We start from the raw sequence: 19,196 nt of genomic DNA, 5'->3' as shown, positions 1-19,196 counted from the left end.
ATCCGCCTTGTGCGCAAAATTGCGCACTGGGGCGAATGATCCAGTACGCCGCAGCGTCTCGATTTGACGGCACCGCCTCGGACTACTGGATGCCCCGCCTGCGCGGGGCATGACCGCGGAAGATGATCTCCCCCACCCTCCCCGCCGAACTCAAGGCCGCCCTCGACGGCAAGCTGCAGGGCTTCTCACGCACCGACGCGGCGCAGCGCTCGCAGAAGATCTCGACCAGCTACCGCGCCGGCGGCACCTCCGGCACGATCAAGTCCGAGGCCGATGCGCTCGCCTATGCGCTGGCGCGCATGCCCGCGACCTACGCGGCGGTGGCCGCGAGCCTCAATGCGCTGACGGAGATCGCGCCTGACCTCGCCCCGGAGACTCTGCTCGACGTGGGCGCCGGTCCGGGCACCGCGAGCTGGGCGGCGGCGGAAGCGTTTCCATCACTGCAGGATTTCACCCTGCTCGACGCCAACGCCACGCTCAGCCGGCTCGCGCTCGAACTGGCGCGCGACAGCACGCGATTGGCGGAGTGCCGCTATCTGCCCGGCGATGCCGGCGGCAACCTCGCCGAGGTCACGCAAGCCGATCTCGTGATCGCGAGCTATGTCATCGGCGAGCTCAGTGAGAGCGACCAGCGCGCCCTCGCCGCGGCGATGTGGGCCAAAGCGCGCCACGCGCTGCTCGTGATCGAGCCCGGCACGCCGGCCGGCTATGCCCGCATCCTCGCCCTGCGCCAGCAATTGATCGCCGCCGGCGCCTACGTCGCCACGCCCTGCCCGCACGAAAAGCCGTGCCCGCTCGTCGCGCCCGACTGGTGTCATTTCAACCAGCGCCTGCCGCGCTCTCAGGCGCACCGCCAGATCAAGGGCGCCGAGGTGCCGTTCGAGGACGAGCGCTTCATCTACGTCGCGCTGACCCGCACCCCGCCCACAACGCGCGCCGCGCGAGTGTTGGCGCCGCCGGATATCGGCAAGGCCGAGATCACCGCGAAACTCTGCACGGAGCAAGGCATCGAGCTCGCAAAGGTCCCGCGGCGCGACAAGGCGGCCTATGCAAGCGCCCGGCGCTGGCGCTGGGGCGACGCCGTCATTGCCGAAAGTTAACCTCGCGACCCGCTTTTGCCTTGAACGCGGGCGGCTCCCCATTCGACCAAGTCTTACCTCCCCTCTGCGCCGGGCTCTCAATCCGCGCCAATTTGGTCTAGGCTAGGCCCGCCTTCTTCCCCCTTCAGGAGTTCTCCATGTCGACCGGCTGGATCGTTCTCGGCGTCATCGTCGTTCTCGCTTTCGTGGCCTTCAGCGCCTACAACCGCCTGGTGGCGCTGAGCCAGCGCGTCGGCCAGGCCTTTGCCGATATCGACGTGCAACTCAAGCAGCGCCACGATCTGATCCCGAACCTCGTCGAGACGGTGAAGGGCTATGCCTCGCATGAGCGTGGCACGCTCGACGACGTCATCAAGGCGCGCAATTCGGCAATGTCGGCGCAAGGGCCTGCGCAGGTGTCCGCGGCCGAGAACCAGCTCTCCGGCGCGCTCGGCCGGCTGATCGCGCTGTCGGAGGCCTATCCGGATCTCAAGGCCAACGCCAATTTCCAGCAGCTCGCATCCGAGCTCTCCGACCTCGAGAACAAGATCGCGGCGAGCCGCCGCTTCTTCAACAACGCGGTCCAGGAATACAACACCGGCATCCAGCAGCTGCCCGCCGCCCTGTTCGCCGGCATGTTCGGCTTCACCAAGAAGGACTTCTTCGATCTCGGCGCGAGCCGTACCGAGGTCGAGGCCGCGCCGCAGGTGAAGTTCTGATCTCACGCCGATAGGCCGGCAGGGCACCCGCGTCATGGCCGCGTATGGTCTCTACACGCACATCGCCTCGAACAAGTTTCGTTCGATGCTCTTGCTGGGCGGCCTGTTCGCCCTGGTCTATGTGCTGGTCTATGCCGGCGCGCTGGTCGCCGAAGTCGTCATCAACGGCAACGGCACGGTCGCCTACTATCTGAGCCATGCCTTCCAGGACCTGAAAGTCGCCGCGCCCGTCGCGACGGTCGTGGCGGCGGTCTGGATCGTGATCGCCTATTTCTTCCACCAGTCGATGATCGACGCGGTGACCGGCGGCCACGACGTCACCCGGAAGGAAGAGCCGCGGCTCTACAATCTGCTCGAAAACCTCTGCATCTCGCGCGGCATCACCATGCCGAAGCTGAAGATCATGGAGAGCCCGGCGCTGAACGCTTTCGCGACCGGCCTCAATCCCCGGCAATATTCCATCACCGTCACCACGGGTCTCCTCGATGCGCTCGACGACAAGGAGATCGAGGCGGTGCTGGGCCACGAGCTGACCCACATCAAGAACGGCGACGTGCAGCTGATGGTGGTCGCCGTCATCATCGCCGGCGTGGTCGGCTTCTTCGGCGAATTGTTCTTCCGCCTGTTCACGAATTTCAGCTGGAGCTCCGGCTCCGGCGGCTCGTGGTCCTCGTCCTCGTCGTCGCGGTCGTCCTCGTCGTCGAGCGACAACAAGAATTCCGGCGGCGGCGCGGTGATCGTGATCATCATCGCGATCGTGCTGATCGTCGTGGCCTGGCTGCTGTCCCAGGTGGTCAAGCTCGCTCTGTCGCGGTCGCGCGAATATCTTGCCGACGCCGGCTCTGTCGAGCTGACGAAAGATCCCGACGCCATGATCTCGGCGCTGCGCAAGATCGAGAATCGCGGCGAGCTCCCCGGCGCGACCTCGGCGGTGATGGAGCTCTGCGTCGACAATCCCCGCGAGGGCTTTGCCGATCTGTTCGCAACCCACCCCTCGGTGCAATCCAGGGTCGATGCCTTGGTCAAGTTTGCCGGCGGCCACGACCCCGGCCCGCTACCGGACCTCGCTGAAGAGACGGAGCATCTCGAGCCGGAACAAGCCGAGGCGCAAGCCGCGCCGCAGGGCGGCCCAGCGCCGTCGCCGCATGGCCCGTGGGGCGACGCAAGCAGCACGGCCAGTCCGCCGCCCGTGCCCGCGTCAAGCCCTTCAGCCCCCTCGACAGGCAATCCCGCGGGAAACCCCATGGGTCCCTGGGGCCGCCACTGAGCCTCGCGTTTGGCCGCGGTTCGCGGCGGGTTTCGCCACGATCGGGAAAAACCTCGGGGAATTGCCGCGACGAGGTGCCAGAGATTTGAATTCTCCCTTGTTTCTGCCATGTTCGCGCCCAACAGCAGACTCGGGACGTCCTGTGGGACATCGATTTGGGGCCCGGCCGATTGCGATCTCGCGATCGGGGGCGCGCGTTAGGGGACAGCAATGGCAAAGCCGGCAGTGGTTGTGGTGGGCGCGGACAAGGGCGGGGTCGGCAAGACCACGGTGTCGCGCACCTTGCTCGATTATTTCTCAGCCAACAACGTGCCGACGCGCGCCTTCGACACGGAGTCGCCGCGCGGAACCCTGAAGCGCTTCCACCCTGATATCACCGAGATCGTCGACATGACGACGACGGCCGATCAGATGAAGATCTTCGACACGCTCAACGCGGTCAGCCCTTCGGTCACCGTCATCGACGTTCGCGCCGGCCTGCTCTCGCCTGCACTGGCTTCGCTGCGCGACATCGGCTTCCTTGACGCTGCCAAGGCCGGCCAGATCACCTTCGCGGTGTTCCACATCCTGGGCCCCTCGATTGCTTCGCTGGAGGAGATCGCGGAGACCGCAGGCTTCATGACCGGTGCGAAATATTTCCTGGTCAAGAACTTCATCAACGACACCCAATTCTTCCAGTGGGACCAGGCGACCTACAATTCCTATTTCCACCGCATCAAGGACGCCACCGAGCTGACCATCCCCAAGCTCAACGAAATGGCCTATGAGCAGGTCGAGGTGTCCTCCGTTCCGTTCCTGAAATTCGTCGCCAACAAGGGCATCAACGACGAGGCCGCGAACTACTCCTTCGTGCTGCGCGGCTATGTCCGGCACTGGCTGGCGAACGTCTGGAGCGAGTTCGACCGCATCCGCCTGACCGACATCGTCGGCTCGAAGTCCGTCACCCGCAACAGCGAAAAATAGTTGCGAAGTGCGGGCTGATACGGCTGGATTGGTCGCCAAGTTCGACTGATATAGCTGTCGATGCCCGCAACGCCCGTCTACATCATCTGCTCGCCCCGCCCGCAGGTCGGCAAGACCCTGCTGGCGCGGCTTTTGAGCGAATTCCTGCTGCTCAAGAACGGCAATGTCGCGGCTTTCGACGTCAATCTGAAAGAGCCCTCGCTGCTCGACTATCTGCCCGGGATCACCGAGACCGCCGACGTGATCGACACCTTCGGCAAGATGCAGCTGATGGACCGCGTCATCGTCGACGACGGGCTCGCCAAGGTGATCGACCTCGGCTTCCATGCCTTCGACGAGTTCTTCAAGATGACCGAGGAGATCGGCCTGCTCAAGGAAGCGGCGCGCCGCCATGTCGCGCCCCAGATCCTGTTCATCGCCGATACCGACCGCGTCTCGGCGCGCGCCCATGAGATGCTGCGCGGCCAGATCCCGCGCATGAACCTGATCACGGTGGACAACGAATACGTCGTGCGCGGCGAGCTGCCGACCGCGATGGAAGGCGGCCGGGTGTTTCGCCTGCCCGCACTGCCCGGCTTCCTCAAGACCTATGTCGACCGGCTGAACTTCTCCTTCACCCGCTACCTGCGCCAGGAGAAGGATTCGTCTACCGAGCTGCACCAATGGACCCGGCGCAATTACCTCGCCTTCCGCGAGCTCGAGCTCAGCCTGATCCTGCAGCGCTCCTGAATAATTATACCCGGGTAATATTGACTGTGGGCTGAAGCCGGCCTATTGAGGCGGGCATCGACATCCCCTCAGCAAGGCCAGTCCCCCGTGAGCATCGACCGGAAAGCAGCGATCGCCGCCTACAAGGAGCGTAAGACCATTGCGGGCATCTACGTCGTGCGCTGCGCGGCGTCAGGGCAGGCCTGGGTCGGCCAGGCGCCCAACCTGGAGACGATCCAGAACCGCATCTGGTTCTCGCTGCGCCAGGGCGCCCACCCCTGCCGCAGCCTCCAGGCGGCCTGGAAAGCGCATGGCGAGGCCGGCTTGGCCTTTGGCGAATGCGAGCGGCTGGAGGATGAGGAGAGCGCCTATGTCAGGAACGCGCTCCTGAAGGAGCGCCTGCTGCATTGGCGGGACGAGCTGAAGGCCGAGGTGGTCTGACCACCGCGGCGGGGGCTCAATGCCCCTCGAACGTCATCAGCGTGCGCACCGGCACGTCCATGGCGCGCAGCTTGGCGGCGCCACCCAGCTCGGGCAGGTCGATGATGAAGCAGGCGGCGACGACGTTGGCGCCGATCTGGCGCAGCAGCTTCACCGCGCCTTCCGCGGTGCCGCCGGTGGCGATGAGGTCGTCCACCAGGATGACGCGCTCGCCGGGCGCGATCGCGTCGACATGCATCTCCATCTCGTCGATGCCGTATTCGAGCGAGTAGGCGATGCGCACGGTGGTGTGCGGCAGCTTGCCCTTCTTGCGGATCGGCACGAAGCCGGCCGAGAGCTGATGCGCCACCGCGCCGCCGATGATGAAGCCCCTCGCCTCCATGCCGGCGACCTTGTCGATCTTGTTGCCGGCCCAGGGATTGACGAGCTCGTCCACCGCGCGGCGAAAGGCGCGCGCGTCGGCAAGCAGGGTCGTGATGTCGCGGAACATGATCCCGGGCTTGGGATAGTCGGGGATGGTGCGGACGCTCGCCTTGATGTCGTGGTCAAAGGTCATGGTTATCTCGCTCTGGCTTTTCCACCGTCATTGCGAGCGAAGCGAAGCAATCCAGATCTTCCCCGCGGCAGCAGTCTGGATTGCTTCGTCGCCAGCGCAAAATTGCTTCGCAATTTGTCGCGGGCTCCTCGCAATGACGGTCCTTACTCAATTCGTCCCAGCATCCAGCCGGAACGCATTTTCGACAATACGTAGTCCCACCTCGTTACCGAGCGACATCAGCGATTCCGGGTGGAATTGCACGCCAGCGACCGGCAGGGTCTTGTGCTCGAGCGCCATGGCGACGCCGTCCTCCGTGCTGGCGGTGACGGACAGAACCTCCGGCATGCTGTCGCGCTCGACGAAGAGCGAGTGATAGCGGCCGATGACGATCTCGTTCGGCAGGTTGCGCATCAGGCGCCCACCCCGCACCTGCACCCGCGAGGGGCGGCCGTGGGCGGGATGGGTGAGCTGGCCGAGCTCGCCGCCGAAATATTCGCCGATGGCCTGTACGCCCAAGCAGACGCCGAACACCGGCAGCTTCTTCTCCAGCGCGGCATCGATCGTCGTCTTGATCTTGAAGTCCTCCGGACGCCCGGGGCCGGGCGACAGCACCAGCAAGTCCCATGTCCTCTGCTTGAGCATGTCCAGCGCATGCACATAGCGCACCACGGTGACCTCGGCGCCGACCTGGCGGAAATAGTCGGCCAGCATGTGCACGAAGCTGTCGTCGTGGTCGATCAGCAGCACCCGCTTGCCCGAGCCGGTCGCATCGGGCGCGAAGGTCGAGAGCGGCTTCGGCGGATCGCCGCGCAGAGCCTGGAACAGCGCGGCGGCCTTGACCTGGCACTCGCGATCTTCGGCGGCAGGATCGGAATCGAACAGGCAGGTGGCGCCGACGCGCACTTCGGCAAGGCCATCCTTCATGCGGATGGTGCGGATGGTGAGGCCGGTGTTGATGCTGCCGTCGAAGTTCACCGCGCCGATCGCGCCGGCATACCAGCGCCGCGGCGAGCGCTCGTGATCCTCGACGAACTGCATCGCCCAGAGCTTTGGCGCGCCGGTGACGGTCACCGCCCAGGCGTGGGTGAGGAAGGCATCGAGCGCGTCGAAGCCGGGGCGCAGCATGCCCTCGACGTGATCGACGGTGTGGAACAGTTTTGAGTAGGTCTCGATCTGCCGACGCGCCAGCACCTTGATGGTGCCGGGCACGCAGACGCGCGCCTTGTCGTTGCGATCGACGTCGGTGCACATGTTGAGCTCGAACTCGTCCTTCTCCGAGTTCAGAAGCTGGCGGATCTGCTCGGCATCGCCGATCGCGTCGCTGCCGCGCGCGATCGTGCCCGAGATCGGGCAGGTCTCGACCCGGCGCCCGTCGGAACGCACGAACATTTCCGGAGAGGCCGAGACGAGAAACTCGCCCTCGCCGAGATTCATCAGCGCGCCGTAGGGCGATGGGTTGATGACGCAGAGGCGCTGGAACACTTCGGCCGGTGAGCGGTCGCAGGGCTCGGCGAACAGCTGGCCGGGCACGGCCTCGAACAGATCGCCGCGGGCGAACGCGGCGCGCGCCGTCTCCACCGTCGCCTGATATTCGCCGGGCGCGTGATCGGCAAAGCCCTGGCGCGGCGTCTTCAGATACGGGCTCTCCGCGGTCTCGCGCGGCAGGCCGGCGGTGGATTTGCCCTTCCATGCGAAATCGTAAGTGAGCACGACGCCGCGACCGGTGGCGCGGTCATAGGCCAGCAGGCGATCAGGTACGTACAGCACGATGTCACGCTGGTCGGCCTCACGCGGGCGCTTCTGCACGAGGTCCTCGATCTGAAACACGAGGTCATAGGCGAAGGCGCCGAACAGGCCGAGCAGCCCGTCGTCATTGGCGGAGAAAGCGGCGATGATGTCGCGCACCAGCGACATCACGCTGGCGCGCCGCGTGCGCTGATCCTCTTCGACGGGCGCCTCGCCACGGACGATGTGGCCGGCAAGGCGCGTGACGGTCTTCTCGGAAATCACGACGCAGGGCTCGCGCAGGACGTCGCCGAGGAAGGCAATCAGCACCTCTCCGCGCGCGTTGAGCGCTTCGAGCTTGAAATCGACGCCCGTGGTCTCGAGCTTGAGCGGCGGATCGGAAAAGCCGAGGTCAAAACTCTCGTAGCGGCCCGGCACGGTCGTGCCCGAGGACAGCACCACGCCACGGCGGCGGTCGAGCAGGTTGATCAGGTCGTCGAGCCGGTTGGCGCCGCCGGTAAACTGCTCCGCCACGCGCGTGATCGCCAGCCCCGCGCGGGTCGCGTACTCACTTCTGGCCGGGAGGGCAAAGACTGTCCTGTTCATGTCGTCCTCTTACGAAACTTGCCGAGGGAACGCCACACAGGACAAACGAGAAGGCCGCCGCGCTGTGCAGGCGACCTCAGACGATTTGGGAAAGGAAAATCGCACCGGCCACCTCTTTAGGAGGTGCGCCACCAACGACGGGCTGGGCAGGCTGCGGTGCTCATGGGCGGATACTCACCATGGCCGGGGGACGGCGTCAAGGGTGGCGGGGGTGCCGCAGACCGGATGGAGCGCAGCGCAATCCGGGGTTCATGCCACGACGAGACAGTCCCGGATTACGCTGCGCTCCATCCGGGCTACAGGCTGGGTTAGGCTGCGCTGTTACCGCCGAGATGATTGGCGAAGAACTTGGTCGCCCTACCCCAGGCGAGCTCGGCGGCTTCGCGGTCATGCACGGCCTGGCGCTGCTCGTTGACGAAGGCGTGCTCGGCGTCATAGCGGAACAGCTCCAGCGACTTGCCGGCGGCCTTCATGGCCTTCTCGAAGCCGCTCACCAGCTCCGGCGTGCACCAATCGTCCTTGTTGGCGAAATGGGCCTGGAGCGGGATCTTGACGTCGGCTGGCTTGGCCGCCTGCTCCGGCGGAATGCCGTAGAACACGACGCCGGCCGCGAGCTCCGGCACATGCACCGCGCCGATGATGGTGACGGCGCCGCCGAGACAGAAGCCGGTCAGGCCGACCTTGGCGCCATTGCGCGACAAATATTGCGCGGCGCCGCGCACGGTCTGCGTGGTGGCGTCCATGAAGTCGAGCGAGTTCATCTCCTTGTTGGCGCTGTCAGTGTCGTGATAAGGCACCACCTTGCCCTTGTAGAGATCGGGCGCCAGCACATCGAAGCCGGCCAGCGCAAAGCGGTCGCACAGGCCCTTGATCTGGTCCGACAGGCCCCACCATTCCTGGATCACGACGACACCCGGCGCATTGCCGCGCGCTGCGTTGGCGAGATAGCCCGAGGCGTCCTTGCCGTCCGGACGCTTGAAGGTGATGGCGGTTCCCATGGTGTCCTCCGATGAGTTTCTGGGGGAGCGGTTGGCGGCATTTTGGCCGGTGAGAGGGCGATACGCAATCGCGCCAAGCAACACACTCTCGTGCCCCGGATGCAATGCAATGCGCCACGCCTTCGCGGCGTGGTGCGTTGCTGATCCGGGGCTCAGCCACGAGCACGCTGGGTCCCGGCTCTGCGCAGCGGCGTTGCACGCTGCAGCGCGTCCGGGACACCGGCTCAATAAAAAAGCCCCCTCGCGGGGGCTTTTTCATTTCGTTTCGTTCGGCTGCGCTCAGTGCGAGTCGGCCCAGACCTTCTTCTTGGTGAAGTACATCAGGCCCGCGAACAGGATCAGGAACACGAACACTTGGAAGCCCAAGCGCTTGCGCGCTTCCATGTGGGGCTCGGCCGTCCACATCAGGAAGGTGGTGACGTCCTTGGCATACTGCGCGACCGTGGTCGGCGAGCCGTCGTCATAGGTCACCTGGCCGTCGCTGAGCGGCTTCGGCATCTTGATGGCGTGGCCAGGGAAGTACTTGTTGTAGTACGAGCCTTCCGGAATGGTCACACCCTCGGGGACATGATCGTCAAACCCCTGAAGCACCGCCGAGACGTAGTCCGGGCCCTGCTCCTGGTACTGGGTGAAGAAGTCGAAGATGAACCAGGGGAAGCCGCGGCCATAGGAGCGCGCCTTCGTGATCAGCGACAGGTCGGGCGGCGCCGCGCCGCCGTTCGCCGCACGGGCGGCCTGCTCGTTCGGGAACGGCGAGGGGAAATAGTCCGCCGGGCGACCCGGACGCTCGAACATGTCGCCGGCATCGTTCGGACCGTCCTTGACCTTGTACTCGGACGCGAAGGCCGCGGCCTGCGCCACCGAATAGCCGGGACCGCCGGCTTCCGCGAGGTTGCGGAAGGCGACGTAGGACAGGCCGTGGCAGCTGGCGCAGACTTCCTTGTAGACCTTCAGGCCGCGCTGCAGCGCGCCGCGGTCGAACTTGCCGAACGGACCGGAGAACGACCATTTGTTGCCGGGCGGCTTATCGCTGCCTTCGGAGGCACGGGCATCCTGCAGGCTGCCGAGGAACAGCGCGCCGGCGGCGACGAGCACCACCGCGATGGAGGCCACGGCCTTGCCGCCCTTGGCGAGGATCGCCTCCGAGATCGAGTTCGGCACCGGCCGCGGTCTCTCGATGCGAGAGAGCAGCGGCAGCACGATCAGGAAGTAGGCGAAGTAGCAAACCGTCAGGACCCGGCCGGCGATCACGTAGATGCCTTCCGGCGGCTGCGCGCCGAGATAGCCGAGCAGGATGCAGACCACGACGAAGATCCAGAAGAACTGCTTGGCCAGCGGGCGGTACTTCGACGACCTGGTCCTGGCAGCGTCGAGCCAGGGCAGGAAGCACAGCACGATGATCGCCGAGAACATCCCGATGACGCCCGCGAGCTTGTTCGGGATCGAACGCAGGATGGCGTAGAACGGCAGGTAATACCATTCCGGCACGATGTGCGGCGGCGTCACGCCCGGGTTCGCCGGAATGTAGTTGTCGGCGTCGCCGAGATAGTTCGGCATGTAGAAGATGAACCAGGCGTAGAGCAGCAGGAAGCAGGCAACGCCGAACCCGTCCTTGATGGTCGCATGCGGCGTGAACGGCACCGTGTCCTTTTCCGTCTTCGGCTCGACGCCGTCAGGATTGTTCTGGCCGGCGACGTGCAGCGCCCAGACGTGGAGCACGACGACGCCCGCGATCAGGAACGGCAGCAGATAGTGCAGCGAGAAGAACCGGTTCAGCGTCGGGTTGCCGACCGAATAGCCGCCCCAGAGCAGCGTCACGATGCTCTCGCCGAAATAGGGAATGGCGGAGAACAGATTGGTGATGACGGTGGCGCCCCAGAAGCTCATCTGGCCCCACGGCAGCACGTAACCCATGAAGCCCGTCGCCATCATCAGGAGGTAGATGATGACGCCGAGGATCCACAGCACCTCGCGCGGCTCCTTGTAGGAGCCGTAATAGAGGCCGCGCAGCATGTGGACGTAGACCGCGAAGAAGAACATCGACGCGCCGCAGGCGTGCATGTTGCGCAGCAGCCAGCCATAGTTCACGTCGCGGACGATCAGCTCGACCGACTTGAAGGCGAGATCGGCATGCGGCGTATAGTGCATCGCCAGGATCACGCCGGTCAGGATCTGCATCCCGAGCATGAAGGAGAGGATGGCGCCGAAGGTCCACCAATAGTTCAGATTGCGCGGGGTGGGATAGACGACGAACGAGGAGTGCATGAGGCCGAGAATCGGCAGGCGCCGCTCAAGCCATTGCAGGGCCGGATTACTCGGCTGGAAGTCGGATGGTCCGCTCATGATGCGATCCTGAAGAAGTAAAACGACGAGACGGCGCGAAGCTTCGGAAGCGGGTCCGAAGCTCAGCCGATCTGGATTTTGGTGTCGGAAACGAAAGTGTACGGCGGCACCGGCAGGTTCGCGGGCGCGGGCCCCTGGCGGATGCGGCCGGACGAATCGTACTGCGAACCATGGCAGGGGCAGAAGAACCCGTCGTAATTGCCTTCGTGGGCGATCGGGATGCAGCCGAGATGGGTGCAGATGCCGATCACGACCAGCCATTGCTCGTGGCCCGACTTCACGCGGGCCTCATCGGTCTCCGGATCGGGCAGGCTCGCCACGTTAACGCCGCGCGCCTCGTCGATCTGCTTCTTGGTGCGATGGCTGATGTAGATCGGCTTGCCACGCCAGAACACCTTGATGTCCTGGCCCTCGGCGACCGGGCTGAGATCGACCTCGATCGGCGCGCCGGCGGCGATGGTCGACGCGTCCGGATTCATCTGGGAAATGAAGGGCCAGAGCGCGGCCGCGCCCCCTACTGCTGCAGCTGCCCCGGTTGCAACGAATAAGAAATCACGGCGTGTCGGATGGTCCGCCGAAGACGCTGTCGTCACGATTCCAACCCTTTCTTCTTGTGCAGCCGGAGGAACCGCTCCGGGGGGCGCCCATGAGGTCCCCGGAAAGGCTGCCGGCGCCCGCGGCCCCCCGCGGCGGCAGAACTTCGCTCATTCGCCTCTAAACAGGCGAAACAGCAGTCCAGAATCGTTCTATTGGCACCCTTGCCGGGCGAGCGCAAGCCCGCTATCGGCGCGGGAGCGTGCCATGCACGAATTCCCGGGCAGACGATGTTTTATTGAGACATTTCCGACCCGCAACCAACCCGCCAGCCCCGATGCAGATAGCGCTTTTCCAGCCCGACATCCCTCAGAACACCGGCACGATTCTCAGGCTCTGCGCCTGCCTGGGACTGGCCGCCCATATCATCGAACCGGCGGGGTTCCCGGTCTCCGACCGCGCGTTCCGCCGGGCGGGAATGGATTACCTCGACCACGTCAGCATCCTCAGGCATGACTCCTGGCTGAAATTCGAGGAGTGGCGCGCCGGGCATGGCTACCGCCTGCTGCTGTTCACCACCAAGGCCGCCACCGACTATCGCGATTTCCGTTACCAGACGTCGGACATCCTGCTATTCGGGCGCGAGAGCGCCGGTGTCACCGACGCGGTGGTCGAGGCCGCGGATGCGCGGCTGGTGATCCCGATCAGGGCCGGGCTGCGGTCGCTCAATGTCGCCATGTCGGCGGCGATGGCCGCGGGCGAGGCGCTGCGGCAGACCCGGAACCCGCACGTTTGACAGGTTGAGGAGAGACCATTGAGTTACGCGGTCAAGGAAATCTTCCTGACCCTGCAAGGCGAAGGCGCCCATGCCGGGCGCGCCTCCGTGTTCTGCCGTTTTGCCGGCTGCAACCTCTGGAGCGGGCGCGAGGCCGACCGCCTCGAGGCCACCTGCAAGTTCTGCGACACGGATTTCGTCGGGACCGACGGCACCCTCGGTGGCCGCTACGGCTCCGCCGCCGAGCTCGCCGACACCATCGCCGCGCAATGGCAAGCCTCCGAAGCCGACCGCTACGTGGTGCTCACCGGCGGCGAACCGCTGCTCCAGGTCGACACTGCCTTGATCGAGGCGCTGCACGCCCGCGGCTTCGAGATCGGCGTCGAGACCAACGGCACCATCGCCGCGCCCGAGGGGCTCGACTGGATCTGCGTCAGCCCCAAGGGCGGCAGCGAGCTGGTGCTGCGCCAGGGCCACGAGCTGAAGCTGGTGTATCCGCAGGCCCTCGCCGCGCCCGAAGCCTTCGAGAACCTCGCCTTCGAGCGCTTCTCGCTGCAGCCGATGGACGGCCCCGAAATCATCGAGAACACCGCGCGCGCGATCGACTATTGCCTGCAGCATCCGCAGTGGCGGCTCAGCGTGCAGACGCACAAATCGCTCGGCATCAGATAGGACGCGACCCTCGAATGCAGATGGACCTGTCGACGATCGAAGACCGCAAGACCCGCGCCCGCACCTGGTTCGAGGCCTTGCGCGACGATATCTGCGCGAGCTTCGAGAAGCTCGAGGACGACGCCCCGCAAAGCCTCTATCCGGGCGAGGCCGGCCGCTTCAAGCGCACGCCCTGGCAGCGCACCGATCATACCGGCGCGCCCGGCGGCGGCGGGGTGATGTCGATGATGTCGGGCCGCCTGTTCGAGAAGGTCGGCGTGCATTGCTCGACCGTGCACGGCGAGTTCGCGCCCGAATTTCGGGCTCAAATTCCCGGTGCCGCGGACGATCCAAAATTCTGGGCCTCCGGCATCTCGCTGATCGCGCATATGCGCAATCCGAACGTGCCCGCCGTGCACATGAACACGCGCTTCGTCGTCACCACCAAAGCCTGGTTCGGCGGCGGCGCCGACTTGACGCCGGTGCTCGACCGGCGGCGCACGCAGGAGGATTCCGACAGCATCGCCTTCCACGCGGCGATGAAGGAGGCCTGCACCGGCCCGAACGGCGTTGCCGACTACGACAAGTACAAGAAATGGTGCGACGAGTATTTCTATCTGCCGCATCGGAAAGAGGCGCGCGGCATCGGCGGTATCTTCTACGACTGGCACGACAGCGGCGACTGGGAGGCCGACCTCGCCTTCACCAAGGACGTCGGCCGCGCCTTCCTGAAGATCTACCCCGAGATCGTCAGGCGCAATTTTGCCAGCGCCTGGACCGCCGCCGACCGCGAGGAGCAATTGATCCGACGCGGACGCTATGTCGAATTCAACCTGCTCTATGATCGCGGCACCATTTTCGGGCTCAAGACCGGCGGCAATGTCGATTCGATCCTGTCGTCGATGCCGCCGGAGGTGAAATGGCCGTGACGACGATGAAGCCCGCCACGAGGCCCCTTCCCCGCGCCATGCTGATCGACATGGACGACACCATCCTGTCGGCCTATGGCCGGCCCGAGATCGCCTGGAATACGATCGCGAAGGAGTTCGCCGACGAGCTCGCGCCGCTGCCGCCCGAGCTGGTTGCAACAACGGTCCTGGCTTTCGCGCGAAACTTCTGGGCGAATGCCGAAGCTGCATGGCGGATGAGGCTCGCCGAAGCGCGGCACCTCACGGTCAAGGGCGGCTTTGCCGCGCTCGCGGCGGCCGGCCATCGCGCCCTGCCGGACGATCTCGCCGTCCGCCTCGCCGACCGCTTCACCGCCTATCGCGAGGAGGAGATGTTCGTCTTCCCCGGCGCGCATGAGGCGATCGATCAATTCAAGGCGCTCGGCATCAAGCTCGCGCTCGTCACCAACGGCGCCGCCGACATGCAGCGTGCCAAGGTCGAGCGGTTCGAGCTGGCGCATCGCTTCGACCACATCCAGATCGAGGGCGAGCACGGCTTCGGCAAGCCCGAGGAGCGCGCCTATCTGCACGCGATGGAGGCGCTGGGCGTCTCCGCGAAGGACACCTGGATGATCGGCGACAATCTGGAATGGGAAGTCGTGACGCCGCAGCGGCTCGGCATCTATTCGATCTGGATCGACGTGCATGGTGAGGGCCTGCCCGAAGGCTCGACAATCAAGCCCGACCGCATCATCCGTTCGCTGACTGAGCTGGTGCCGGGCCGCTCCTGAGCCGAGCCCAACCCCAAATATCGCAAAACAACCCCATGCACAGTAGACGGCCCCTTTAAGATCAAGCACTTACGGATTTTTCGAAACGAATCCGGATCCGTCGGGCAAAACAGGGGTATGATGCCATCGTCGAAACTCGCGATGGACGCGCGTTGACCTGAGCCAAAGCCATCGGCGGATGTTCCGCTGGTTCGCGGCGCCGTCGGCCATTTCAGCAACCAGTGCCTGCCGAACCGCCGACCGTAGGGAGCGCAACTAAGTCGACATCGCAAGTTCGCATTGTCGCCATTCGTTCGACCTGCTCGTTTTGGCGGGCCTCTTGGGACAAGAGCGACGTTTACGGTATCAGGCGCCACCAATTCTTTCGCACGCTGACGTAACGATCCCACGGCCTTGCACGTAGATCACCCCGCGGGCGCCTTCAGCGCCCACGGAAGCTTCAAGCAAGGCGCAAAAGAGAGGGCACGGCATCGTGAGTGGAGAATTGAGCATCCGGAGGGCTCTGGAGAGCGACTATGCCGCTGTGCGCAGCCTCGCGGACGCATTGGCGGCCCATATCGAAGAACCGCCACCACCACTGACACTCGATCGCTATGTCGCATTCTATATCCGCGAGCATGCGCCGGTGCACCTCTTCGTCGCGCAGCTCGAGGATCGCGTCGTGGGCATGATCGCCTGGATCCTGACCCACGAGCTCTACAGCGCTCGGGCCGGCATGTATATCAGCGACATTGCGGTACATGCCGACGCGCGCCGGCAGGGCGTCGGCAGCGCTCTGATGACGAAGGCAAAGGAATGGGCCGCCGATCACGGCGTCACCAGGCTCGGCTGGGATGTCTGGAAGCACAATACCTCTGCGATGCAATTCTACGCGCGCCTGGGCGCGGCCCCCGACACCGAGGCCGTGCCGCATCTTCTGCGGCTGACGAACGGCTAGCTTCATCATGGCCGATCGTGAGGGGCGAACTTATCCGCTGCTGCGAATGCGGCGGGAGATGCCTCACGATCTCCCCTGATCTGCCCCAACCACAGAATTCCTCGCACGGCCGGCGTGATCAGGGTGTCATGACCGCTTGCTAGGTTCCTTCCGGGTCAATCATTCGAAAGGAGCATGCCATGGACTTGAAAGCCGGCGACGTCGTGATGCTGAAATCCGGCGGCCAGCCGCTGACGGTTGCGGAAGTGAAGCAGGACGAGGTGCTCTGCGTCTGGATGGGCATGGAAGGCGACCTGTTCCGCGAGACGCTGCCGCTGGCCGTGCTGGTGCAAGTGGAAGAGGAAGAGGATGAAGACGAGGAAGACGACGAGGACGAGGAATAGGCTCGCCCGAGACCGCATCCGGGTCGGAATGGCGCGCCCACTCGCGCGGCTGATGTCCGCTTCTCTGCCAATCGCAGCGAAGCAGCGGAGCACGAGCAGACGCGAGCGCTAGTGCCGCGGCGTTCGTCCGCGGATGCGGTCGAAGCCCTGCTTGATCGCTGCGAAGCGCTTGTCGATGAAGGGTTCGTGCTCGGTATCGGTGAAGATGTAGGGCCAGTCGTTTTCGATGGCCTCGCAAACCAATTCACCCACATAGAGCGGATCAATGCCGTTGTTGATCCGTTGCCGCAACGCCATGATGAACTCGGCGCGGGGTCCTTCCTTCGGCGGAGGATTGCCGACAGCCCCGGCAAATCGCTGCGGCACGTTGCGCCGGGAACTCATGATCTGCGTGCGGATGATGCCCGGACACAGAACGGATACCCCGATCTTCCTCGGCGCGAGCGCGCTGCGCATCCCCTCGGACAACGCCACCACGCCATATTTGCTCACATCGTACGCCGGACTTGGCCCCGCAATCAGTCCGGAGACGGAGGCCGTGGAAACGACCTGTCCTCCTTCGCCATGCGCTTCGATCAGCGGGCCGAAGATCTCGAAGCCCCAGATCACCGACATCAGGTTGACGCCGAGCACCCAGTTCCAGCCTGCATCCGTCCACTCGCCATAGGGGCCGCCGCCGCCCACGCCCGCATTGTTGACCAGGATGTGGATCTTGCCATACCGCGCGACGGTGGCGTCCGCTGCCGCCTGAAGCTCGGCTTTGAGCGAGACGTCGGCTCTCACGCCATCGACATCGACGTTGCTCCGTGTCTTCAGGTCCGCGACCGCCCTGTTGAGCGCCTCTTCCTCGATATCGCAGAGCATGACCTTCACCCCCGCCTGTGACAGCGCGGTCGCGATCCCCAGTCCGATTCCCGAGGCGGCGCCTGTCACGAATGCGGTCCGTCCAGCCAAGTCCCTCATGCGCTGTCCTCCCTCGTTTGCACGGAACGATCGCCCTGCCCGACTGTGCCGGCGAGTCGGGAGCCGCGTCGTTCAGATCGCTGATCTCAAACTACCACATCGGATACCGGCTGAATAACGACGAGCAGGGTCGCAGTGCTGGCTCCACGGCTTTCGAAAGTCCAATGGCGGCCGTGCTTTTCCGGAGGCGCGCGGCTTGCAAGGGTGCAACCTGTAGGGTACGACCAATCGAAAGTTGATGGGGCACCAACTCTTATTTAGATGAAACCGATAGCTGAACGGCTGCTTTTTCCCAAAGGCCGCATTCACCAATTCCTCGTCGTCGCGATGCTGGCTTGCGCCTTTTCTCTCGCGCTGACGGGTAGGCAGATCACCCAGGCGAACTGGGGCTTGATCGACGACCACGAGGTCTTCACCTATCTGGGGTCCGATCTGCGACTGCCGTTCGGCGAGATATGGCAAACGCTGATCACCAAGACCGAGGTCGGCCAGTTGCAGGGCCGTTTTCGTCCGACCTTCTACATCCTGAAACTCACGGAAACATCCCTGTTCGGCGCGGATGTCCACCTCTGGTATCTGGTGAACAGCGCCTGCTTCGCCATCTTCCTCGCTTCGATCTGGTGGGGGCTTGTGCGGTTCATCGGCGTGTGGCTCAGCGGCGCCCTGACCGCGGCCATCGCGGTCCTGCCCATGTGGGCCGATGTCTGGTCGCGGCTGGGGCCTTCGGAGATCTTCGGCACGGCCTGTCTTGGGCTGATGCTGTTCGCAGCCGACGCCATCCTGTTTGCCGAAGGGCGCAGGTCGAGGCTCTGCGCAGCCGTCGCGCTCATCCTGTTTGCCATCATCCTCGCGGGTCTCAAGGAAACCTTCGTCCCGGTCGCCGCTGGCCTCCCGGCTTTTGTCCTTGGCTATGCGGTCGTGACCCGCCGCCTGCCCCTGTTGTTTGTCGCTGCGCTCGGGCTGCTGCTGATGGCTTATATTGTGGCCATCGGCGTTGTCGTCGTTCGGGAGATGCGCTCGGCAGGCGCGGATTATTACGGTCGATCCGCCGGCCCCATCGTCACGGTGCGTTACGCGCTGCTCGGCCTGATCGACGGCGTTGCGCGCACCTGGTGGGTGTGGGTCCTGCCGATCGCCGTCCTTCAACTGCTCAAGATCATCCCGGCCCGCAGCTGGAAGGAGCGGGTTCGGGACTCGGCGCCGGCGTTCGCGGCCTATGCCTTCCTGCTCGCCATGTACGCCGCCCAGTGCGGGCTCTACCGCATGCTGTTTCCGCACAACAACCGCTATGACTTTCCGGCGATGCTGCTGATCCCGCTCACGGCATGCATCCTGATCGCCGAGATCGCGCACAAGGTGGGGCCTCGTTACCCCAAGCGAACCGTGGATCATGCACTGTGCGCCGCCGCCTTCTTCGTCGTCTTCTTCCTGGTGACGAGCCATCTCGGCCAGCCGCCAGCGCTCGCCTCGGCCGTCAAACGCAATATCGAAACCACCAACGGGTTCTTCACGGAAGTGCAGAGGCTCGCGCAGCTTGCGAAGGCGTCGCCCGACCAGCCCATCATCATCGAGGCCGGAGGACCGCTCGCCTATGAAGGCGTCCACTCGCTCCCGCAATTTCTGACGGCCCTCGGCGTGACCAATACGATTTCCGTCCGCTACCGCGGGGACGAACCTTCACGCGGCCCCCTTCTCGAAACCCTGCAACGGCAGTTGATGAACATGGAGACGGCGCGGACCGGCACCCTCACACCGCTGGCAGAGGCATGGGCGAAACATGCCGGAGGCTGCCTCAGCGTCGGACTCTATACGCGTCCCGACCCTGCCTGCGTGGGGTTTCAGATCATCAACGGTTTGGATCCCGCAGCGCTGCGTTCGTCGCCCTGAG

Annotated in this window: 19 protein-coding genes; 13 read left to right on the top strand and 6 right to left on the bottom strand. The window is 64.8% G+C overall.

Going from position 1 to position 19,196, the window contains the following annotated elements:
- Positions 1–122: 122 nt before the first annotated feature.
- The 6 genes from Q0743_RS32200 (at position 123) to Q0743_RS32175 (ending at position 5,177) form a co-directional block, all read left to right on the top strand.
- Positions 123–1,100, top strand: a complete 978-nt coding sequence (locus tag Q0743_RS32200) for a small ribosomal subunit Rsm22 family protein (protein WP_298245439.1) — start codon at positions 123–125, stop codon at positions 1,098–1,100.
- A gap of 137 nt (positions 1,101–1,237) precedes the next feature.
- Positions 1,238–1,798, top strand: a complete 561-nt coding sequence (locus tag Q0743_RS32195; protein WP_063196574.1) for a LemA family protein — start codon at positions 1,238–1,240, stop codon at positions 1,796–1,798.
- Positions 1,799–1,832: 34 nt separating this feature from the next.
- Positions 1,833–3,065, top strand: a complete 1,233-nt coding sequence (locus tag Q0743_RS32190) for a M48 family metallopeptidase (RefSeq protein WP_298245438.1) — start codon at positions 1,833–1,835, stop codon at positions 3,063–3,065.
- Between the two features lie 210 nt (positions 3,066–3,275).
- On the top strand, positions 3,276–4,028 hold the full coding sequence (locus Q0743_RS32185; RefSeq protein WP_008565118.1) for a hypothetical protein: 753 nt from the start codon (positions 3,276–3,278) through the stop codon (positions 4,026–4,028).
- Positions 4,029–4,088: 60 nt separating this feature from the next.
- A complete protein-coding gene (locus Q0743_RS32180) occupies positions 4,089–4,757 on the top strand; it encodes a hypothetical protein (protein WP_298245437.1) in 669 nt (222 codons plus the stop codon).
- A gap of 87 nt (positions 4,758–4,844) precedes the next feature.
- Positions 4,845–5,177 (top strand): GIY-YIG nuclease family protein, encoded by a 333-nt coding sequence (locus Q0743_RS32175; protein ID WP_298245436.1) that lies wholly within the window; start codon positions 4,845–4,847, stop codon positions 5,175–5,177.
- 16 nt (positions 5,178–5,193) lie between these two features.
- On the opposite strand, the gene Q0743_RS32170 is transcribed toward Q0743_RS32175, so the two are convergent.
- The 5 genes from Q0743_RS32170 to petA all read right to left on the bottom strand — a co-directional run bounded on the left by Q0743_RS32170 (position 5,194) and on the right by petA (position 11,980).
- On the bottom strand, positions 5,194–5,733 hold the full coding sequence (locus Q0743_RS32170; protein WP_063196579.1) for an adenine phosphoribosyltransferase: 540 nt from the start codon (positions 5,731–5,733) through the stop codon (positions 5,194–5,196).
- Positions 5,734–5,880: 147 nt separating this feature from the next.
- On the bottom strand, positions 5,881–8,046 hold the full coding sequence (locus Q0743_RS32165) for an anthranilate synthase component I (RefSeq protein WP_298245435.1): 2,166 nt from the start codon (positions 8,044–8,046) through the stop codon (positions 5,881–5,883).
- A gap of 308 nt (positions 8,047–8,354) precedes the next feature.
- On the bottom strand, positions 8,355–9,044 hold the full coding sequence (locus tag Q0743_RS32160) for a dienelactone hydrolase family protein (protein WP_298245434.1): 690 nt from the start codon (positions 9,042–9,044) through the stop codon (positions 8,355–8,357).
- Positions 9,045–9,323: 279 nt separating this feature from the next.
- A complete protein-coding gene (gene fbcH / locus Q0743_RS32155; protein ID WP_298245433.1) occupies positions 9,324–11,387 on the bottom strand; it encodes a cytochrome b/c1 in 2,064 nt (687 codons plus the stop codon).
- A 62-nt stretch (positions 11,388–11,449) separates the two neighbouring features.
- Positions 11,450–11,980, bottom strand: a complete 531-nt coding sequence (gene petA / locus Q0743_RS32150) for a ubiquinol-cytochrome c reductase iron-sulfur subunit (RefSeq protein ID WP_298245432.1) — start codon at positions 11,978–11,980, stop codon at positions 11,450–11,452.
- Between the two features lie 278 nt (positions 11,981–12,258).
- On the opposite strand from petA, the gene Q0743_RS32145 reads away from it, so the two are divergent.
- From Q0743_RS32145 to Q0743_RS32120, 6 genes are all read left to right on the top strand, one after another.
- The gene (locus Q0743_RS32145; RefSeq protein WP_298245431.1) at positions 12,259–12,717 is read left to right on the top strand and encodes a tRNA (cytidine(34)-2'-O)-methyltransferase; all 459 of its coding nucleotides are present in this window, start codon (positions 12,259–12,261) and stop codon (positions 12,715–12,717) included.
- 18 nt (positions 12,718–12,735) lie between these two features.
- Complete coding sequence (gene queE / locus Q0743_RS32140) at positions 12,736–13,368, top strand: 7-carboxy-7-deazaguanine synthase (protein WP_298245430.1); 633 nt, start codon at positions 12,736–12,738, stop codon at positions 13,366–13,368.
- A gap of 20 nt (positions 13,369–13,388) precedes the next feature.
- Entirely contained in the window at positions 13,389–14,276 is an 888-nt protein-coding gene (gene hemF / locus Q0743_RS32135; RefSeq protein ID WP_298245469.1) for an oxygen-dependent coproporphyrinogen oxidase, read from the top strand.
- Positions 14,267–15,025 carry an HAD family hydrolase gene (locus Q0743_RS32130; RefSeq protein ID WP_298245429.1) on the top strand — a complete coding sequence of 253 codons (759 nt, stop codon included), beginning with the start codon at positions 14,267–14,269 and terminating at the stop codon, positions 15,023–15,025. Before hemF ends, Q0743_RS32130 begins: the two co-directional genes overlap by 10 nt.
- 484 nt (positions 15,026–15,509) lie before the next feature.
- Positions 15,510–15,962, top strand: a complete 453-nt coding sequence (locus Q0743_RS32125) for a GNAT family N-acetyltransferase (RefSeq protein WP_298245428.1) — start codon at positions 15,510–15,512, stop codon at positions 15,960–15,962.
- Between the two features lie 179 nt (positions 15,963–16,141).
- Complete coding sequence (locus tag Q0743_RS32120) at positions 16,142–16,345, top strand: DUF2158 domain-containing protein (RefSeq protein ID WP_298245427.1); 204 nt, start codon at positions 16,142–16,144, stop codon at positions 16,343–16,345.
- A gap of 108 nt (positions 16,346–16,453) precedes the next feature.
- Here Q0743_RS32120 and Q0743_RS32115 read toward each other — a convergent pair whose 3' ends face one another.
- A complete protein-coding gene (locus tag Q0743_RS32115; RefSeq protein ID WP_298245426.1) occupies positions 16,454–17,308 on the bottom strand; it encodes an SDR family NAD(P)-dependent oxidoreductase in 855 nt (284 codons plus the stop codon).
- 261 nt (positions 17,309–17,569) lie between these two features.
- On the opposite strand from Q0743_RS32115, the gene Q0743_RS32110 reads away from it, so the two are divergent.
- A complete protein-coding gene (locus Q0743_RS32110) occupies positions 17,570–19,195 on the top strand; it encodes a hypothetical protein (protein WP_298245425.1) in 1,626 nt (541 codons plus the stop codon).
- The last annotated feature ends 1 nt before the right edge of the window (position 19,196 follow it).

This window comes from uncultured Bradyrhizobium sp., from assembly GCF_936943645.1.
Classification (GTDB): Bacteria; Pseudomonadota; Alphaproteobacteria; order Rhizobiales; family Xanthobacteraceae; genus Bradyrhizobium.
The sequence above is the reverse complement of the archived record's forward strand: the minus strand, read 5'-3'. Positions and strand labels throughout refer to the sequence as shown.